This window comes from Pseudomonas nitroreducens (assembly GCF_014204515.1).
Lineage (GTDB): Bacteria > Pseudomonadota > Gammaproteobacteria > Pseudomonadales > Pseudomonadaceae > Pseudomonas > Pseudomonas nitritireducens_A.
This window is the reverse complement of sequence record NZ_JACHLI010000016.1, coordinates 39,507-56,208: the sequence shown is the minus strand read 5'-3', so window position 1 is coordinate 56,208 and position 16,702 is coordinate 39,507. Positions and strand designations below refer to the sequence as shown.

Here is a 16,702-nt window from a genome sequence, read left to right as displayed (position 1 = left end):
CCGCTGCACAATCGCCCCCGTCCGTAACGCCCGCTCCCACCATGCGCATGAACCCACCGGTCTTCTACGGTGCGGCCGCGCTGATCCTGTTTTTCGCGATCCTTGTCATCAGCCAGCCGCAACAGGCCGGTGAATGGCTGCTCGCCGCGCAGTCCTGGGCCGCCGACACCGTCGGCTGGTACTACCTGCTGGCGATGACGCTGTACCTGATCTTCGTGGTGGTCACCGCGCTTTCCGGCTATGGAAAGATCAAGCTCGGTGCCGACCACGACGAGCCGGAATTCAGCTACCTGTCCTGGGCCGGCATGCTGTTCGCCGCCGGCATCAGCATTACTCTGTTCTTCTTCTGCGTCTCCGAGCCGCTGACCCACTTCGCCCAGCCGCCGCAAGGCGAGGCCGGCACTCCGGAAGCGGCGCGCCAGGCCATGCAGCTGCTGTTCCTGCACTGGGGCCTGCACGGCTGGGGCGTGTTCGCCCTGGTGGCGATGGCGCTGGCCTACTTCGCCTACCGCCACAACCTGCCGTTGGCGCTGCGCTCGGCGCTCTACCCGCTGATCGGCAAGCGCATCAACGGCCCCATCGGCTACACCGTGGACTGCTTCAGCATCATTGCCACGGTGTTCGGCCTGGGCGCGGACATGGGCTTCGGCGTACTGCAGCTCAACGCCGGCCTGGACTTCCTCTTCGGCATCGCCCACAGCCACCCGGTGCAGATGACCCTGATCGCGCTGATGATGGGCGCGGCCATCCTGGTCGCCATCTCCGGCGTCGACAAGGGCATCCGTCTGCTGTCGGACATCAACATGCTGCTGGCCTGCGCGCTGCTGCTCTTCGTGCTGTTCGCCGGCCCCACCCAGCACCTGCTCAACACCCTGGTGCAGAACATCGGCGACTACCTCGGCGCCCTGCCGACCAAGAGCTTCGACCTCTATGCCTACGGCAAGGACGGCAGCGACTGGCTGGGTGGCTGGACGGTGTTCTACTGGGCCTGGTGGATCGCCTGGGCGCCCTTCGTCGGCCTGTTCATCGCGCGCATCTCGCGCGGGCGGACGATCCGCGAATTCGTCTTCGGCGTGCTGTTCATCCCGCTGGGGTTCACCCTGGCGTGGATGTCGATCTTCGGCAACAGCGCCCTCGATCAGGTGCTCAACCACGGCTTCAGCGAACTGGGGCGGGTGGCCATCGCCGATCCGTCCATGGCGCTCTACCAGATACTGCAGAACTACCCGGCCAGCCGCATGGTGATCGCGGTGACGGTGCTGGTCAGTTTCGTGTTCTTCGTCACCTCGGCGGACTCGGGCACCGTGGTGCTCTCCACCCTCTCCGCCCACGGCGGCAGCGCCGACGATGACGGCCCGAAATGGCTGCGGGTGTTCTGGGGCGTGGCCACCGCGCTGGTCACCGGCGGCCTGCTGTTCGCCGGCAGCATCGATGCGCTGAAATCAGCGGTGGTGCTCACCTCGCTGCCCTTCTCGCTGATCCTGCTGCTGATGATGTGGGGCCTGCACAAGGCCTTCTACCTCGAATCCCAGCGCCAGCGCGCGCGCACCCATTCCCTGGCACCGCCGCCCTCGGCCAAGCCCGGCGGCTGGAAACGGCGCATCTCCCAGGCGGTGCACTTCCCCACGCGCGACGAGGTGTACCGCTTCATGGTCGACGTGGTCAGCCCGGCGATCGCCGAGGTCTCCGAAGTGTTCCGCGAGAAAGGCCTGCAGGTGGATTCGGACCTGGACCTGGGCAACCTGGAAATCGGCCTGGAGATCGGCCACGGCGCGCAGCATCCGTTCCTCTATCAGGTGTCGATGCGCGGCTACTTCACCCCCTCCTTCGCTCGCGCCGGCATGGGCGGCCTGCACCTGAAGAACCGCCGCTACTTCCGCGCCGAGGTTCACCTCTCCGAAGGCAGCCAGGACTACGACCTGATGGGCTACAGCAAGGAGCAGATCATCAACGACATGCTCGACCAGTACGAGCGGCACCTGCAGTTCCTGCACTTGGTGCGTTGAGTCCGACATGCTCTCGTAGGAGCGGATTCATCCGCGATGCTCTGGCGTAGCGGCGAAGCCAATCGCGGACGGAGTCCGCTCCTACGCACGGCATGCCCCTGTAGGAGCGAGCTTGCTCGCTCCTACAGGGGCATCGGCCTCAAAGCCGGTAAGGCAACCGCACACCCGGCTCGCGCTGGTCGAAATCCTTCACGTTGCGCGTCACCAGCAGACGCCCCTCGACCTCCGCCGATGCCTTGATGATCGCGTCCGGCAATTTCACCTTCAGACGCTGACGCACCTCCACGGCGCGCTGGGCAATGCGTTCGTCCAGCGCCAGCAGGGCGAAGCTGGAGAGAAAGGCACGCGTGGCGGTTTCGGTCGCAGGCGTGGCGCCGATCAGCACCTCCATCCAGGTGATGATGCTGATGGCCCGGTCACTGTAGAGCGCCAGCTCATCGCGCGCCTGCACATGGCCGTTGAGGTAATCGATGAGGATATTGGTGTCGAACAGGACCTTCACCATTCCTCGCGCACCTTCTCCTGATACGCCAGGCCGTCCACCGGATTTTCCTGCCACAGGCCGAAAGCGGCGTCGGCGTCCGCCTGCGCATGGTTGACCAGGTATTCGGCGATGGCCTCGCGGATGACCGAGGCGCGGGACTGCTGCTGGCGTTCGCTGATGTCGTTCAGGCGTTCCAGGTATTCGACGGGGATATCCACCAGGGTGCGCATGAGAGCCTCCGAAATCTGATATCGGAATCATATATCACTGGAAAAAGCGAGATACCGTCCGGCGACGAACAACCGAAAGCTCCGACAACGAAAAAGGCGCCCGCAGGCGCCTTTCTCGTATCGCGGCGAAGGATCAGCCGCGAACGCCGCTCAGCACCTTGCGGTAGAACAGCACGCAGATCGCCACGAAGACCACCAGGCCCAGCCACTGCGCGGTGTCCTCGAAGGAGTCGCCGACCAGTGCCAGCGGCGTGGCAGAACCGGTGGTGCCGATGATGCCGGCAAGCAGGATGCCCATCAGGCTCTCGCCGACGATCAGCCCCGAAGCCAGCAATACGCCGCGGCGCTTGGGCTCATCGGAGAATTTCTCCACATCCTGGCCGGCCGCCGCCGCGCGTTTGGCCAGGGCGGTTTCCAGCAACCAGCCGATGACCGCGCCGACCACCAGGGTCATGCCGATGGTCGGCGGCAGGTAGATGCCCAGGCCGACGGCGAGCACCGGCAGGCTGGCCTTGCCGGTGCGGCGCAGCAGCACGTCCACCAGGATCAGTGCGATGCCCAGCGCCACGCCGATGAGGATCATGTTCCAGTTCAGCGCGTTGTGGAAAATCCCGCTGGCAATCGCCGTCATCAGCGTCGCCTGCGGTGCGGCCAGCGCGGCGTTCGGGTCCATGCCCTCGCGCGGCAGGGCGCCGGTGAAGCCGTAGGCATTGAACAGCAGTTCCAGCACCGGCGGGATCACCAGGGCGCCCACCAGGCAGCCGACGATCAGCGCCACCTGCTGGCGCCACGGGGTCGCGCCGACCAGGTAGCCGGTCTTGAGGTCCTGCAGGTTGTCGTTGGAAATCGCCGCGATGGCGATCACCACCGAGGTGGTGAACAGCGCCAGGGCGATGGCCAGCTTGCCGCCCTGTTGGTCGAGGAAGCCGGTTTCCAGCGAGCCGACGCCGAGGATCAGCAGCGACACGAGGATCACCGCGATGATGCCGATGCCGGAGATCGGGCTGCTCGACGAGCCCACCAGGCCGGCCATGTAGCCGCAGGCGGCGGCGATCAGGAAGCCGAAGAAGAAGGCGAAGATCACGCAGACCGTCACCAGGCCCCAGAAGCCGAAGCCCTTGAGGTCCGGCGCAGCCTCGCCGAGGAAGTAGGAAAACACCACGAACAGCGCCAGCAACAGCACACCGGCAATGGCAACGATCCACTTCGCCGAGAGGTCCTGTTCGGTGCGCAGGTCGCTCACTTCACCGCGTCCACGCACGGCACTGAGGGACGACCAGACACCCTGCACCATGGGTTTGAACAGGGTAGCCAGGGTCCACAGCGCGGCGATGCCGATGGTGCCGGCGCCGAGGAAGCGCACCTGGCTGCTCCACAGTTTGTTGGCCAGTTCCGGCAGGGTCTGCCCGGCGGCCAGCACGCTGTTCATCGACAACAGCGGCACGGCCACGCCCCAGGCGATGACCACGCCGATGAGGATAGCGATACCGGCGGTAATGCCCATCAGGTAACCGGCGCCCACCAGCGCCAGGGAGAATCCGGTGGACAGGCGGAACGCCGCTTGCCCGGCGATGAGGAAGAAGCTGAAGCCTTCGGCGAGCACCTTGAAACCGCTGCTGAGCAGGCTGAACGCGGCGGCGACCACGCCACCGGCAAGAATGTCGCGCAGGCCCGGTGCACCGGCCTTGGCCGGCTTGCCGGCTTTTTCTTCCTCTTCATCCTGGCTGCCGACGCGAAGGATTTCCGCCGCGGCCACGCCTTCGGGATACGGCAGACTGCTCTGCACCACCATCACCCGGCGCAGCGGGATGGTGTAGAGCACGCCGAGGATGCCGCCGATGGAGCAGATGGCCGCGGTCTGCCAGAACGGGAAGCCGCTCCAGTAACCGATCATCAGCAGGCCCGGCAAGATGAAGATGATCGAGGACAGGGTGCCGGCCGCCGAGGCCTGGGTCTGCACCATGTTGTTCTCGAGGATGTTGGAGCCGGAGAAGTAGCGCAGCACGGCCATGGAAATGACCGCCGCAGGAATCGACGAGGCGAAGGTCAGGCCGACCTTGAGACCGAGGTAGACGTTGGAGGCGGTGAACACCACGGTGATCAGCGCGCCGAGGATCAGGCCGCGAAGGGTCAGCTCGGCGAGGTTGGACTCGTCCGGAATCCGTTCTTGCATGTAGGCAATCTCTTTATGAAGCGAAACTGCCAAAGCGTAGGACAGTGCGCCATCCGCCGCGACCCAGAATGGCGACGAATGCGGTCTGCCGTGCGGCTTCGTTGCCGCAAGTCACGGGGATGACGGGAAAATCCCAGGCAAAGCAGGACCTGCAGGAGCGAGCTTGCTCGCGAACGGACGCCCCGATGGGTTCGGAGTGATGCGGTTCGCGAGCAAGGACTGGGCGTCCCCCTCGGTCCTACAAAAAACGGTCAGGGCGTAGGGCGCATAACGCCTACGGCGTTATCCGCCGTTGCGGCGGATAACCCGTTCCGGGTTATTCGCCCTACCAGCGCGAAAAGCCGTCAGAAGGGCTTATCGCCCAGGATGGTCGCCCGGTGCATCACCCGGCGCTGCGGCCGGTAGTCGTCCACCGCGTAGTGCTGGGTCACGCGGTTGTCCCAGAAGGCCACGTCGTTTTCCTTCCAGCGCCAGCGCAGGGTGAACTCCGGGCGGGCGAAGTGGGCGAACAGCAGGTCGAGGATGGCACGGCTTTCCACCGGCTCCAGCTCGTTGATGCGGGTGGTGAAGCCGTCGCTGACGAACAGCGCCTTGCGCCCGGTGACCGGGTGAGTGCGGATCACCGGGTGACTGCGCGGCGGGTTCTTCCGGCGCGCCTCTTCCAGGCGCGCGAGATCGGCGTCGCTGGCGCCGAAGCGCTCCTGGGGGAAGGACTTGCTGATGTCGTGGGTCGCGGTGAGGCCGTCGAGCAATTGCTGCAGCGGCTTCGACAATGCCTCGAAGGCCGCGATGCCGCTGGCCCACAGGGTATCGCCACCGTGCGGCGGCAACTGCTTGGCAGCCAGTACGGCGCCCAGCGCCGGGGTTTCCAGGAAGGTCACGTCGGTGTGCCAGATGGCGTTGTCGCGCACGTCGGTGACGGCGGTGTCGAGGACGATGACTTCGCGCTGCTCCGGCGAGCTGGGGTAGATCGGGTGGATGTGCAGGTCGCCGAAGCGCGCGGCGAAGTTCGCCTGCTGGGTCGGCGTCAGCGGCTGGTCGCGGAAGAACAGCACCTGGTGATCGAGCAGGGCCTGCTCGATCTGGCGCTGCGCCGCGTCGTCCAGCGGATCGGCCAGGCGCACGCCGGAAACGATGGCGCCCAGGGCCGGGCTGAGGGGTTCGATGTTCAGGGTGGTCATGTTCGTGTTCTCTCGTGAGGTTCACGGGAAGAGGCGTGCTCTCCCCTGCCCCTCGCCTGCGTGGCGAGGGCGTCGAATCGGTTTGTTATTCCCAGGAAGCGAAGCGCTTCTGCAGCCAGCGCAGGCCCAGCTCGAAGCTCAGTGCAATGGCGGCGATCAGCAGGATTCCCAGCACCACCACGTCGGTGGCGAGGAATTGCGCGGCGGACTGCACCATGAAGCCCAGGCCGCGGTTGGCGGCGATCAGCTCGGCGGCGACCAGGGTCGACCAGCCCACGCCCAGGGCGATGCGCAGGCCGGTGAGGACATCCGGCAACGCGCTGGGCAGGATCACGTGGCGCACCACCTGCAGGCGGCTGGCGCCCAGGCAGCGCACGGCCTGGATACGCGACTTGTCCACGCGGCGCACGCCGGCGGCGGTGGCGATCAGCAGCGGTGCGAACAGCGCGAGGTAGATCAGCAGCACCTTGGACAGCTCGCCGATGCCGAACCAGATGACGATCAGCGGCAGGTAGGCCAGCGGCGGCACCGGCCGGTAGAACTCCACCAGCGGATCGAAAGCCGCACCCACCAGCGGGTTGAGGCCCATCAGGATGCCCAGCGGAATCGCCGTGAGTACCGCCGCGCCCAGCGCCAGCAGCACGCGCAACAGGCTAGTGCCGATGTGCTGCCACAGCGAGGCATCCACGTAGCCTTCGGCGAGCAGGCGCTGGAACGCCTCCACCAGTTGCTCCGGCGTGGGCAGGAACAGCGTGTCGACCCAGCCCAGGTGCGTGGCCAGCCACCAGAGCACGAAAATAGAGCCGACGCTGCCGGCAGCCGCCCAGCGGCGGTAATCGCGCGGCACGCTGCGGGCAGTCGGCGCGGCGGCCGGGAGTTTGCCGGCTAGGGTATCAGTGGGCATGTTCGGCCTCCGGTTCTTCCAGCGTCTCTTCCAAAAAAAGATCCAGCAGCAGTTGGCGCAGGCGCGCGAATTCCGGGTCGGACTTGATCGAGCGCACCGGCTCGCCAGCGGCGTAGCGGCGCGCGAAGTCCAGCGGCAGGCGCTTGACGATGCGCGCCGGCGGGCCGTCCATCACCACCAGGTCGGTGGCGAGGAACAGCGCTTCATCGACGCTGTGGGTGATCAGGAACAGGCCCTTGCCGGTCTTGCGCCACAGGTCGAGGGTCAGCACCTGCATGCGCTCGCGGGTCAGCGCGTCGAGGGCGCCGAAGGGTTCGTCGAGCAGCAGGAAATCCGGCTCCACCGCCAGCGCGCGGGCCAAACCCAGGCGTTGCCGCTGGCCACCGGAGAGCTGCGAGATGCGGTAGTCCGCATGCTCGCCCAGGCCCACCAGCTTGAGGACTTCATGGGCGCGGGCATTGCGCTCGGCAGCACCAACGCCACGGATGCGCAGGCCCAGGGCGACGTTGTCCAGCGCGCTCAGCCAGGGCATCAGCGCGTCATCCTGGAACACCACGCCGCGTTCGCCGCCGGGCCCGCTGAGGGTGCGGCCGTCGATCTGCACGCGACCGCTGTCCGGCGCCTGGAAGCCCGCCAGCACGTTGAGCAGGCTGGACTTGCCGCAGCCCGAGGGGCCGAGCACCACCAGGGACTCGCCCTTGGCCAGGCTGAGAGTGAGGTCCTGCAGCACGACGCGCTCGCGTCCGCGCTGCTGGAAAGTGAGGCTGACCGCCTCGGCCGTCAGACGGCTCATGTTCTGCCCTCCGTAGGGTGAGAAAGGGATGTTTCAGTGCGGTGTCTACCCTCTCCCTAACCCTGGCTGCGCGCCCCGCTCCGAAGGGAGAGGGGACCGTTCGGTGCAGGTTGAAACCCTGACGTCAGCCGGCACGGTCAGCTCCCTCTCCCTTCAGGGAGAGGGCGGGGGAGAGGGTGCCCCGCGAAGGAGTTTCAGGAATCAGCGCTGTCCGACCTGCACGCTCTCCGCCTGGCGCACGTATTCAGCGCTGACGTAGGGCGAGTAGTCCTTGAGCACCGAAGGCACGCGCTTCTGCTCTTTCAGGAATTCGGCGGTGCCAGCGATGTCCTTGGCGGTGCCGCCGCCCAGCAGCGCGGACGACAGCTGCGCCTGGGACTCGGGGAAGGCCGAGCCGGCCAGCAGCTCGGGCACGTCCTGCGGATCGGCGCCGGTCAGCCTGGCGATCTTCTTCACCTGCTCGGAATCGGCGGTCCACTGCGCCTTGTGGGCGTTGTAGTCGGCGAAGGAATCCAGGCTCACGCGGGCGAACTTGGCGATGATTTCCGGGTGCTTCTCGGCGAAGTCCTTGCGGGCCACCCAGACCTCGAAGGTCGGTGCGCCCCACTGGCCGACTTCGGCGGCGTCGGTCAGCACCTTGCCGGACTTCTTGATCTCGCCCAGGGCGGGCGACCAGACGAAGGCGCCATCGATGTCGCCACGGCGCCAGGCGGCGGCGATCTCGGTGGGGTTGAGGTTGACGATCTTCACCTTCGTCGGGTCGATCTTCCAGTGCTTGAGCGCGCCCAGCAGGCTGTAGTGCGAGGTGGAGACGAAGGGCGTGGCGATGGTCTTGCCGATCAGGTCTTCGGGCTTCTCGATCTTGCTGCCGTTGCGCACCACCAGGGCCTCGGCGGCGTTGATCTGCGCGGAGACGATGAAGGCGACGATCGGCAGGCCGCGCGAGGTGGCGGCGGCCAGCGGGCTGGAACCGAGGTTGCCCAGCTGCACGTCGCCCGAGGCGATGGCGGCGACCACTTCCGGGCCGCTGTTGAAGCGGCGCCAGTCGAGCTTCTCGCCGATGACCTTTTCATAGGTGCCATCGGCTTGCGGAACCTTGGTCGGGTCGATGCCGGTCTGGTAGCCCAGGACGATATCGGCGAACGCGGCGCTCTGGGAGAACAGGGCAGCCGCAACAACGACGCCGGCCACGGCACGGCGTACGAAACGAGGTTTGTTCATGGTCTTTCCTCTGAAGGTGACGGCGGTGCCGGCCTCACAGAGGGGACGGACCACGGGACGGGATTCGATGGTTGAAACCTTGGATTGAAATCGTGTCCGGTGGTCCGGTAGAGCTAGATTACCGATATAAAAAACTTCGAATAAATAATTTTTAGTTCTTAACTTATGAGCGCCAGCGCTTGTCTCGATGGCGCTACAGGCCCCGTGATACGGCGCCTCAGGTGGCTCCGGCGACTACCCGGGCGCGAGTGCCCTCCTGGCGCAAGCCGACCTGCACTGCCTGTTGCGCCACCGCGGCGGTTTCCGCCACCAATGTTGCCAGCGCCGCGCTGCGGCTGAAGCTCAGGCCGTTGCCCGCCGCCTGGGCCGACTCGAACGCCACCGCCGACTGTTCGGACAGCCGCAGCCCCAGCGCCAGCAGCCGCTGCAACTCCCCTGCCGCGGCCCGCGCCGGCAGGTTCTCGAAGGCTTGCACAGCCAGGCCCAGGGCGATGTTCGCCTGCAGCAGGCCAGCGAGACTGCCGCGCAACTGTGCACGGGGCGTCCACGGCAGGCCGGGCGGCAACAGGATGTCCTCGGGATGCAGGCGCACTTCGTGACAACGCAGCAGGCCGCCGCCGTTGGGTTCGAAATGGTCCAGCCCTTCACGATCAGCCGGCAGCGCGGCGATCAGCAGGCCCTCGCTCTGCGGATGGCGCGCCGAGATCAGCAGCCAGTCCACCGCCTCGGCGCCGAAGCAGTCGTGGCGGCCGCCCTGCAGCAGGAAACCGCCGCGCCGATGCTCGCGCGCCAGCAGGCGGCTTTCCTGGTGATCCACCGCCTCGCCCCACAGCCATTCGCGTACGACGCTGACGGGCAGCAGGCGCTCGCGCTGCTCGGCGCTGCCCAACAGCAGTACGCTGGCCAGTTGCAGGTGATGCAGGGCGAACAGCCGCGCCAGGGTGCCGTCGCGTTCGGAAAGGTCGCGCAGGGTCTGCAGTACCTCGTCCCAGCCGGCGCCACGACCGCCGTACTCGCGCGGCACCGACAGGGTCAGCAGGCTGGACGCGCGCAAGGCATCACTCCAGCGCTGGATGGGATGCAGTTGGGAAACAGCGGAAAGCGGCACCACCAGGCTCATGCACACCTCGGATCGAAGGGTGGATCAGTGGCCTGGGCGTATAGCGCGCGGGTGTACTGAAAGGGAATGGAAGAACGGCTTCCGAATGGAAGCCGTTGCATACCCTAGCGAATCGGGCGAGGCGCGCGAAATAACCTTTCGGGCTTAGCTCATGCCGCGACTCAGGCGGCTTCCTTGCGCCGCCACTGCGGCAGGCCGATCAACACCACGGCGCTGATGATCACCGCCATCGCCAGGGACTCCGCGAGGCCGATGTGCTCGCCGGCGAACACCACGCCGAGCATCACCGCCACCGCCGGGTTGACGTAGGCGTAGCTGGTGGCCGCTGCCGGGCGCACGTTGGCCAGCAGGTACATGTAGGCGCTGAAGGCGATGATCGAGCCGAACACCACCAGGTACGCCAGCGCGCCCCAGCCGGCGGCGCTGGGCATCTGCTCCAGACGCTCGCCGCTGAGCAGGCTGCCCAGCAACAGCACACCGCCGCCCACCAGCATCTCCACCGCGCTGGCCATGGCGCCGGCCGGCAGGTCCAGGCGCCGGCTCCACACCGAGCCGAAGGCCCAGGTCGCAGCCGCGAAAATAATCAGGGCCGCACCCGCCGGGCTGCCCTGCAGGTTCGAGCCCAGGTTGAGCAGCACGATGCCGAACAGGCCCAGGGCGATGCCGGCCCATTCCAGTGCGTTGGTGGTATTGCCGAAGAAGCGCCCGAACACCAGGGTGAACAGCGGCACGGTCGCTACCGCCAGCGCCGCCACGCCCGAGGCCACGCCCCAGTGCTCGGCCACCGTCACCCCGCCATTGCCGCAACTGAGCAGGAGGATGCCGATGGCGCCCGCCGACAGGCACTGTTTGAGGCTCGGCAGCGGCGCGCCGCGCCAGAGCATCCAGGCGAACAGGATCGCCCCGGCGATGATGAAGCGGATACCGGCCATCAGCATCGGCGGCCAGGATTCGACGCCGATGCGGATCACCAGGTAGGTCGAGCCCCAGATGAAGTAGAGGGCGAAGAAGGCGGCGATCAGGGTCAGTGAGACGCGGGCTCTGGGCAGGCTGGGCATCGTAGTCGTCGTGGTCATGGGTGGGGCTCGACAAGGCAGGCGGGGCGATTCATTTTATGCAGGCGAATCTGCGTCGATAAGACACAGACAACGCCAATACAGGCGTAACACTTTTCAATCGATGGATTTTTCGGCCTCCCTCCGTTGAATCTGTTTCGAGCCGAACCGAGGTGAATGCCATGGACAAGTACGACCGCGCCCTGCTGGCTGCGCTGCTGGAAGACGGCCGCCTGTCCTTCGCGGAGCTGGCCCGGCGGATCAACCTTTCACCGCCCGCCGTGGCCGACCGCGTGGCGCGCCTGGAGGCCGACGGGGTGATCACCGGTTACCACGCCAGCGTCGACCTGTCGAAGATGGGGCGCTCCATCCAGTGCCTGATCGAGATGCGTCTGAACGATCACCGCAGCAAAAGCATGCTCGACCCGCTGCTGGAGATTCCGCAGATCATCGACTGCTACCGCATCACCGGCGAGGCCTGCGTGATGCTCAAGGTGGCGGTGAGCTGTACCCAGGAACTGGAAGAGCTGATCGACCGCCTCGCCCAGTTCGGTACCAGCAAGACCTCACTGCTGCTCTCCACGCCCTTCTCGCGACGTGTGCACCCAGCCATGTTGCAGGGCGGTTGACGCCAGGTTCTAGAAGGAAATTGCAGCCCCGGCCCGAACCCAAACCGTAGGGCGCATAACGCGCCAGCGTTATCCGCCGGCCCGTATCGGCGGATAACCTGTTCCAGGTTATCCGCCCTACGTTTTCCCAAAGGTGAGTCCGGCGTCCGTCTGCGTCTTGTAGGAGTGAGGGAGACGCCCAGTTCTTGCTCGCGAACCGCCCGAGCTTCTGCGTTGGCCGGTGTTCGCGAGCAAGCTCGCTCCTACAGGCCCTTCCCGGCGGATAAAAAAAGGCGGCACCGCTCGCGCGGGGCCGCCTGAAGTCACGGAGTTGCTACATCGCGGGGCGGCGAAGAGGGCCGCCCCGTTGTATTGGATTACCGTTCGATGATCGCGGTCACACCCTGGCCGCCGGCCGCGCAGATCGAGATCAGCCCGCGCCCCTTGCCGGCGGCGTCCAGCAGCTTGGCCAGGTTGGCGACGATGCGCCCGCCGGTGGCGGCGAACGGGTGGCCGGCGGCCAGCGAGCTGCCCTTGACGTTGAGCTTGCTGCGGTCGATGGAGCCCAGCGGCGCGTCCAGGCCCAGGCGCTCCTTGCAGTACTCGGCGTCTTCCCAGGCCTTGAGGGTGCACAGCACCTGGGCGGCGAAGGCTTCGTGGATCTCGTAGAAATCGAAGTCCTGCAGGGTCAGGCCATTACGCGCCAGCAGGCGCGGCACCGCGTAGACCGGCGCCATCAGCAGCCCTTCGTGACCGCCGACGAAATCCACCGCCGCCGCTTCGCCATCCTTGAAGTAGGCGAGGATCGGCAGGCCACGCTCCTTCGCCCACTCCTCGCTGGCCAGCAGCACCACCGAGGCGCCATCGGTCAGCGGCGTGGAGTTGGCCGCCGTCAGCGTGCCGCGCGGGCCCTTCTCGAACACCGGTTTGAGGGTGCCGATTTTCTCCAGGTTGATGTCCGGGCGCAGGTTCTGGTCGCGTACCAGGCCGCGGAACGGCGTCATCAGGTCGTTCTGCCAGCCTTGGTCATAGGCAGCGGCCAGCTTGTGGTGGCTCTCGTAGGCCAGCTTGTCCTGCTCGTCGCGCGGGATGGCCCAGGTCTGCGCCATCAGCTCGCAATGCTCGCCCATCGACAGACCGGTACGCGGCTCGCCGTTCTTCGGGATATGCGGCATCAGGTGGCGCGGGCGGATTTTCAGCAGGCTTTTGAGCTTCTCGCCGTTGGACTTGCCGCGGTTGGCCTCCAGGAGGATCTTGCGCAGCCCTTCGTTGACGCCGATGGGCGCATCGGAAGTGGTGTCCACGCCGCCGGCGATGCCGCAGTCGATCTGCCCGAGGGCGATCTTGTTGGCCACCAGGATCGCCGCTTCCAGGCCGGTGCCGCAGGCCTGCTGGATGTCATAGGCTGGGGTTTCCGGCGCCAGGCGGGTGCCCAGCACGCATTCACGGGTCAGGTTGAAGTCGCGCGAATGCTTGAGCACCGCGCCGGCGACCACCTCGCCCAGGCGCTCGCCGTGCAGCTTGTAGCGCTCGATCAGGCCGTCCAGCGCGGAGGTCAGCATCTCCTGGTTGCTCGCCGTGGCGTACACGGTATTGGAGCGGGCGAAGGGAATACGGTTGCCGCCGACGATGGCGACCCGGCGCAGTTGGGTCATGCAGAGCTCCTACAAGGATGAGCGTTGAAGTGCGGTCAAGGCTAACCTTAGCCGCTTGTGTCGCATTGGCCGCCCCGCCGTTGCGCAGGTCAGCGCGGTCAATTGCGCCGAACCCGCTGCTGCGTAGAGTGGTCAGCACTTTAGAGAACCCGTGCAGGAGCCCGTTCCATGACCGATCGCTACATCGCCTTCGCCAACTCCAACGTCGGCCGCCGCCTGGTCGGAGCCCTCGGCCTGCCCGCGCCGGTCCGCCTGGAGCGCTGGAGCGCCGGGCGCACGCGGCCGGTGGACGGGGCGCTGCTGCTCGGCGGCGAGGGCAACCTGAACGAAGCGGTGCTGCCCTTTGCCGAGCGCCTGACCGACTCGATCTTCGCCTTCGTCGACGGCCAGTACGGCCTGCCGCGCTGGACTGCCGAACACGGCCCGAAGCTCAAGGCCATCGTTTTCGATGCCAGCGGCCTGACCCGTTTCGAACAGACCCTGGAGCTGCGCACCTTCTTCCAGGGCGCCCTCAAGGGCCTGGATAAATGCCCGCATGTGGTGATCCTCGGGCGCGCACCGGAGTCGCTCAAGGACCCCATCGCCGCCAGCGTGCAGCGCAGCCTGGAAGGTTTCAGCCGCTCCCTGGGCAAGGAAATCCGCCGTGGCGGCAACGTGCAGCTGGTGTACGTCGGCAAGGGCGCCGAGGACCAGCTCGAAGGCGCGCTGCGCTTCTTCCTCTCGCCCAAGAGCGCCTATGTCTCCGGGCAGGTGGTGCGCCTGTCCGCCTACGACAAGCAGGTGCAGGACTGGAGCCGCCCGCTGGTGGGCAAGCGCGCGCTGGTGACCGGTGCCGCTCGTGGCATCGGCGCAGCGATTGCCGAAACCCTCGCCCGTGATGGCGCCGAAGTGGTGCTGCTGGACGTGCCGCCGGCCAAGGATGCTCTCGACGCGCTGGCCGCACGCCTGGGCGGCCGTGGTGTGGCGCTGGACATCTGCGCGCCTGACGCCGGCGCGCAGCTGGTGGCCGCGCTACCCGATGGCGTCGACATCGTGGTGCACAACGCCGGCATCACCCGCGACAAGACCGTCGCCAAGATGAGCGAAGCCTTCTGGACCTCGGTGATCGACGTGAACCTGAAAGCTCCACAGGTACTGACCCAGGCGCTGCTGGACGCGAACAAGCTGCACGACGATGGCCGCGTGGTGCTGCTGGCCTCCATCAGCGGCATCGCCGGCAACATGGGCCAGACCAACTACGCGGTGAGCAAGGCCGGCCTGATCGGCCTGGCCCAAGCCTGGGCGCCAGCGCTGGGCAAGAAGGGCATCAGCATCAATGCGGTGGCACCGGGCTTTATCGAAACCCAGATGACCGCCGCCATCCCGCTGACCATCCGCGAGGCCGGCCGGCGGATGAACTCCATGGGCCAGGGCGGCCTGCCGCAGGACGTCGCCGAAGCCGTGGCCTGGTTTGCCCAGCCGGGCTCCGGTGCGGTGAGCGGGCAAGTGCTGCGGGTCTGCGGGCAGAGCCTGCTGGGGGCGTAAGCCCGAACGGCGTAGGGCGCATAACCTGGAACAGGTTATCCGCCAGCCCTTGATGGCGGATAACGCTGGCGCGTTATTCGCCCTACCCGCCAACCCTCTCCCGCAAACGGGAGAGGGAACCGTTCGGCAAAGGATGAGGCCACGGCGTCAGCCGGCACGGTCTGCCCCCTCTCCCTCCGGGAGAGGGCTGGGGTGAGGGCCCGCGTGGGCACCGACATCACCGATCAGGTTCAGCCACCTCCGCGGATCACCGCCGCGCCGCCACCAGCTCGCGGAACTCCTGCGCACTCACCCGATGATCACCATCGCGATCCCCGCGCACGATCAGCGCCGGTTCCTGACTCATGAACTCCGCCAGGCTGATCCGCCCATCGCCATCCTGATCCGGCCAGGGCAAAGCGTTGGGCGAAACCTGCACGCCAGGGTTGGCGGGGGCCACCTCCTCGCGCGTCACCTGCCCATCCTGATTGCGGTCCAGGCGATGGAACATGCGCTCGCGCATCGCAGCCATGTCGCTGGCCTCGATGTAGCCGTCGCCGTTGCGGTCCAGACGGGAGAAGGCGGTTTCACTCATTTCCCCGGCCACGGCGCAGCGGCCGCCCAGGTAAAGGGCGGCCAGCAGCAGGGTCTGGCAGAGTCGGCTTTGCATCGGTGAATCCTTGAATGGGAAGACCGGCAAAGCCTATCCAGAGAGGTGCTCGAAGCGGTTCGATCACTCCGCCGGCGGCTGCGGCCGGCCGCGGCGGCGGAATTCCACCGGGGTCTCGCCGACCCAGCGCTTGAAGGCGCGGTAGAAGGTGCTCGGCTCGGAGAAGCCGGTGCGTTCGACGATCACTTCGATGCGCTCGTCGGTCTTGAGCAGCAGTTCCTTGGCCAGGCGGCAGCGATAGTCGGTGACCAGGTCATTGAAACGTACGCCGGCCATGGCCAGGCGCTCGCGCAGGCGGCGGGCCGGCATGTCCAGCCGGGCGGCGACCTGCTCCAGGGTCGCGCCGCCATCCACCAGCAGCACGCCGATCAATTCGCGCACCTTGCGCACCAGGTCCAGACGCTCCACCTCGGCCAGTTGCCGGCGTGCCAGGGACTCGTGCATGCGCAGCAGTTCCGGCGCGGCGTGGCGCGAAGGCTTTTCCAGCACTTCAGCGTCAAACACCAGCGCGTAGCGCTCGGCGCCGAGCACGGCGGGGCAACCATAGACCTCACGGTAACGCTCGGCAGGCGCGCCTTCCTCGTGCATCAGCTGCACCTGCTGGGGCTTGAAGTCACCCTCGGTAAGCGCGTCGAATAGGCGCACCACCGCGCCAGCGAGCATTTCCGGGAAGTGCCGGTTGGTTCCGGCGGTATGGCCGAGCAGCAGCACGGCCTGCTCGCCTTCCACTTCCAGGCGGGCGTTGAGGGTGTCGGAGAGCAGGCGTACATAGCGCAGGGCGTGACGCAGGCCCTCGCCGAAGGTGGCGCTGGAGAGGAACAGGTATTCCAGCAGCAGGCCGTGGAATGCGGGCAGATGGCCGGCCAGATAAAGGCCGACATGCTCTTCGCCGCACTCTTGCGCAGCAGCCTTCCAGAACAGGTTCTGGGCGCTGTGGGGGAATCGTCCGGCAGGCAGGCTGCCAGCAGGCAGGCCGACGCGAGCCAGCACGCGGTCGGGGTCGGCTCCGCTGGCGCGCAGGGCGTCGATCACCGGGCGCATCAGCGCCACATCGTCGGTCAGATCACGCATGGTGTTTTTTTCTAGTTATCCATGGGGC

15 protein-coding genes are annotated in these 16,702 nt (G+C 66.8%); 3 read left to right on the top strand and 12 right to left on the bottom strand.

The window, feature by feature from the left end:
- The first annotated feature begins 47 nt into the window (after positions 1-47).
- Complete coding sequence (gene betT / locus HNP46_RS19375) at positions 48-2,006, top strand: choline BCCT transporter BetT (protein ID WP_184592311.1); 1,959 nt, start codon at positions 48-50, stop codon at positions 2,004-2,006.
- A gap of 139 nt (positions 2,007-2,145) precedes the next feature.
- Here the strand turns inward: betT and HNP46_RS19370 are convergent, their stop codons facing one another.
- The 9 genes from HNP46_RS19370 to yedA form a co-directional block, all read right to left on the bottom strand.
- Positions 2,146-2,511, bottom strand: coding sequence for a type II toxin-antitoxin system VapC family toxin (locus HNP46_RS19370; RefSeq protein ID WP_184592095.1), 366 nt, complete (start codon positions 2,509-2,511; stop codon positions 2,146-2,148).
- On the bottom strand, positions 2,505-2,720 hold the full coding sequence (locus HNP46_RS19365; protein WP_184592093.1) for a ribbon-helix-helix protein, CopG family: 216 nt from the start codon (positions 2,718-2,720) through the stop codon (positions 2,505-2,507). Before HNP46_RS19365 ends, HNP46_RS19370 begins: the two co-directional genes overlap by 7 nt.
- A 133-nt stretch (positions 2,721-2,853) precedes the next feature.
- A complete protein-coding gene (locus HNP46_RS19360; RefSeq protein WP_184592091.1) occupies positions 2,854-4,893 on the bottom strand; it encodes an OPT family oligopeptide transporter in 2,040 nt (679 codons plus the stop codon).
- Between the two features lie 344 nt (positions 4,894-5,237).
- Positions 5,238-6,074, bottom strand: coding sequence for a taurine dioxygenase (gene tauD, locus HNP46_RS19355; RefSeq protein ID WP_184592088.1), 837 nt, complete (start codon positions 6,072-6,074; stop codon positions 5,238-5,240).
- A gap of 85 nt (positions 6,075-6,159) precedes the next feature.
- On the bottom strand, positions 6,160-6,978 hold the full coding sequence (locus tag HNP46_RS19350) for an ABC transporter permease subunit (RefSeq protein WP_184592086.1): 819 nt from the start codon (positions 6,976-6,978) through the stop codon (positions 6,160-6,162).
- The gene (locus tag HNP46_RS19345; RefSeq protein ID WP_184592084.1) at positions 6,968-7,771 is read right to left on the bottom strand and encodes a taurine ABC transporter ATP-binding protein; all 804 of its coding nucleotides are present in this window, start codon (positions 7,769-7,771) and stop codon (positions 6,968-6,970) included. The genes HNP46_RS19350 and HNP46_RS19345 overlap by 11 nt, the downstream gene beginning before the upstream one ends.
- A 201-nt stretch (positions 7,772-7,972) precedes the next feature.
- Positions 7,973-8,992: a taurine ABC transporter substrate-binding protein gene (gene tauA / locus HNP46_RS19340; protein WP_184592082.1), complete on the bottom strand. Its 1,020-nt coding sequence runs from the start codon at positions 8,990-8,992 to the stop codon at positions 7,973-7,975.
- Positions 8,993-9,209: 217 nt separating this feature from the next.
- On the bottom strand, positions 9,210-10,112 hold the full coding sequence (locus HNP46_RS19335) for an acyl-CoA dehydrogenase family protein (protein ID WP_184592080.1): 903 nt from the start codon (positions 10,110-10,112) through the stop codon (positions 9,210-9,212).
- A gap of 161 nt (positions 10,113-10,273) precedes the next feature.
- Complete coding sequence (yedA, locus tag HNP46_RS19330; RefSeq protein ID WP_409372446.1) at positions 10,274-11,170, bottom strand: drug/metabolite exporter YedA; 897 nt, start codon at positions 11,168-11,170, stop codon at positions 10,274-10,276.
- Positions 11,171-11,349: 179 nt separating this feature from the next.
- Here yedA and HNP46_RS19325 point away from each other — a divergent pair, with 179 nt between their 5' ends.
- A complete protein-coding gene (locus tag HNP46_RS19325; protein ID WP_184592078.1) occupies positions 11,350-11,796 on the top strand; it encodes an Lrp/AsnC family transcriptional regulator in 447 nt (148 codons plus the stop codon).
- A 356-nt stretch (positions 11,797-12,152) separates the two neighbouring features.
- Here HNP46_RS19325 and HNP46_RS19320 read toward each other — a convergent pair whose 3' ends face one another.
- The gene (locus HNP46_RS19320) at positions 12,153-13,430 is read right to left on the bottom strand and encodes an acetyl-CoA C-acetyltransferase (RefSeq protein WP_184592075.1); all 1,278 of its coding nucleotides are present in this window, start codon (positions 13,428-13,430) and stop codon (positions 12,153-12,155) included.
- A gap of 168 nt (positions 13,431-13,598) precedes the next feature.
- Between HNP46_RS19320 and HNP46_RS19315 the strand changes: the two genes are divergently transcribed.
- Positions 13,599-14,954 carry a 3-oxoacyl-ACP reductase gene (locus tag HNP46_RS19315; protein ID WP_184592073.1) on the top strand — a complete coding sequence of 452 codons (1,356 nt, stop codon included), beginning with the start codon at positions 13,599-13,601 and terminating at the stop codon, positions 14,952-14,954.
- A gap of 247 nt (positions 14,955-15,201) precedes the next feature.
- Here the strand turns inward: HNP46_RS19315 and HNP46_RS19310 are convergent, their stop codons facing one another.
- Together HNP46_RS19310 and HNP46_RS19305 are read right to left on the bottom strand one after the other, a co-directional pair.
- Positions 15,202-15,603: an EF-hand domain-containing protein gene (locus HNP46_RS19310; protein ID WP_184592071.1), complete on the bottom strand. Its 402-nt coding sequence runs from the start codon at positions 15,601-15,603 to the stop codon at positions 15,202-15,204.
- Between the two features lie 63 nt (positions 15,604-15,666).
- Complete coding sequence (locus tag HNP46_RS19305; protein WP_184592069.1) at positions 15,667-16,674, bottom strand: AraC family transcriptional regulator; 1,008 nt, start codon at positions 16,672-16,674, stop codon at positions 15,667-15,669.
- Positions 16,675-16,702 lie beyond the last annotated feature (28 nt).

Excerpts from the sequence above, each read along its gene's own strand:
- betT (WP_184592311.1), top strand. The coding sequence starts at position 48 with ATGAACCCACCGGTCTTCTACGGTGCGGCCGCGCTGATCCTGTTTTTC.
- HNP46_RS19370 (WP_184592095.1), bottom strand. The coding sequence starts at position 2,511 with ATGGTGAAGGTCCTGTTCGACACCAATATCCTCATCGATTACCTCAAC.
- HNP46_RS19365 (WP_184592093.1), bottom strand. The coding sequence starts at position 2,720 with ATGCGCACCCTGGTGGATATCCCCGTCGAATACCTGGAACGCCTGAAC.
- HNP46_RS19360 (WP_184592091.1), bottom strand. The coding sequence starts at position 4,893 with ATGCAAGAACGGATTCCGGACGAGTCCAACCTCGCCGAGCTGACCCTT.
- tauD (WP_184592088.1), bottom strand. The coding sequence starts at position 6,074 with ATGACCACCCTGAACATCGAACCCCTCAGCCCGGCCCTGGGCGCCATC.
- HNP46_RS19350 (WP_184592086.1), bottom strand. The coding sequence starts at position 6,978 with ATGCCCACTGATACCCTAGCCGGCAAACTCCCGGCCGCCGCGCCGACT.
- HNP46_RS19345 (WP_184592084.1), bottom strand. The coding sequence starts at position 7,771 with ATGAGCCGTCTGACGGCCGAGGCGGTCAGCCTCACTTTCCAGCAGCGC.
- tauA (WP_184592082.1), bottom strand. The coding sequence starts at position 8,992 with ATGAACAAACCTCGTTTCGTACGCCGTGCCGTGGCCGGCGTCGTTGTT.
- HNP46_RS19335 (WP_184592080.1), bottom strand. The coding sequence starts at position 10,112 with ATGAGCCTGGTGGTGCCGCTTTCCGCTGTTTCCCAACTGCATCCCATC.
- yedA (WP_409372446.1), bottom strand. The coding sequence starts at position 11,170 with ATGCCCAGCCTGCCCAGAGCCCGCGTCTCACTGACCCTGATCGCCGCC.
- HNP46_RS19325 (WP_184592078.1), top strand. The coding sequence starts at position 11,350 with ATGGACAAGTACGACCGCGCCCTGCTGGCTGCGCTGCTGGAAGACGGC.
- HNP46_RS19320 (WP_184592075.1), bottom strand. The coding sequence starts at position 13,430 with ATGACCCAACTGCGCCGGGTCGCCATCGTCGGCGGCAACCGTATTCCC.
- HNP46_RS19315 (WP_184592073.1), top strand. The coding sequence starts at position 13,599 with ATGACCGATCGCTACATCGCCTTCGCCAACTCCAACGTCGGCCGCCGC.
- HNP46_RS19310 (WP_184592071.1), bottom strand. The coding sequence starts at position 15,603 with ATGCAAAGCCGACTCTGCCAGACCCTGCTGCTGGCCGCCCTTTACCTG.
- HNP46_RS19305 (WP_184592069.1), bottom strand. The coding sequence starts at position 16,674 with ATGCGTGATCTGACCGACGATGTGGCGCTGATGCGCCCGGTGATCGAC.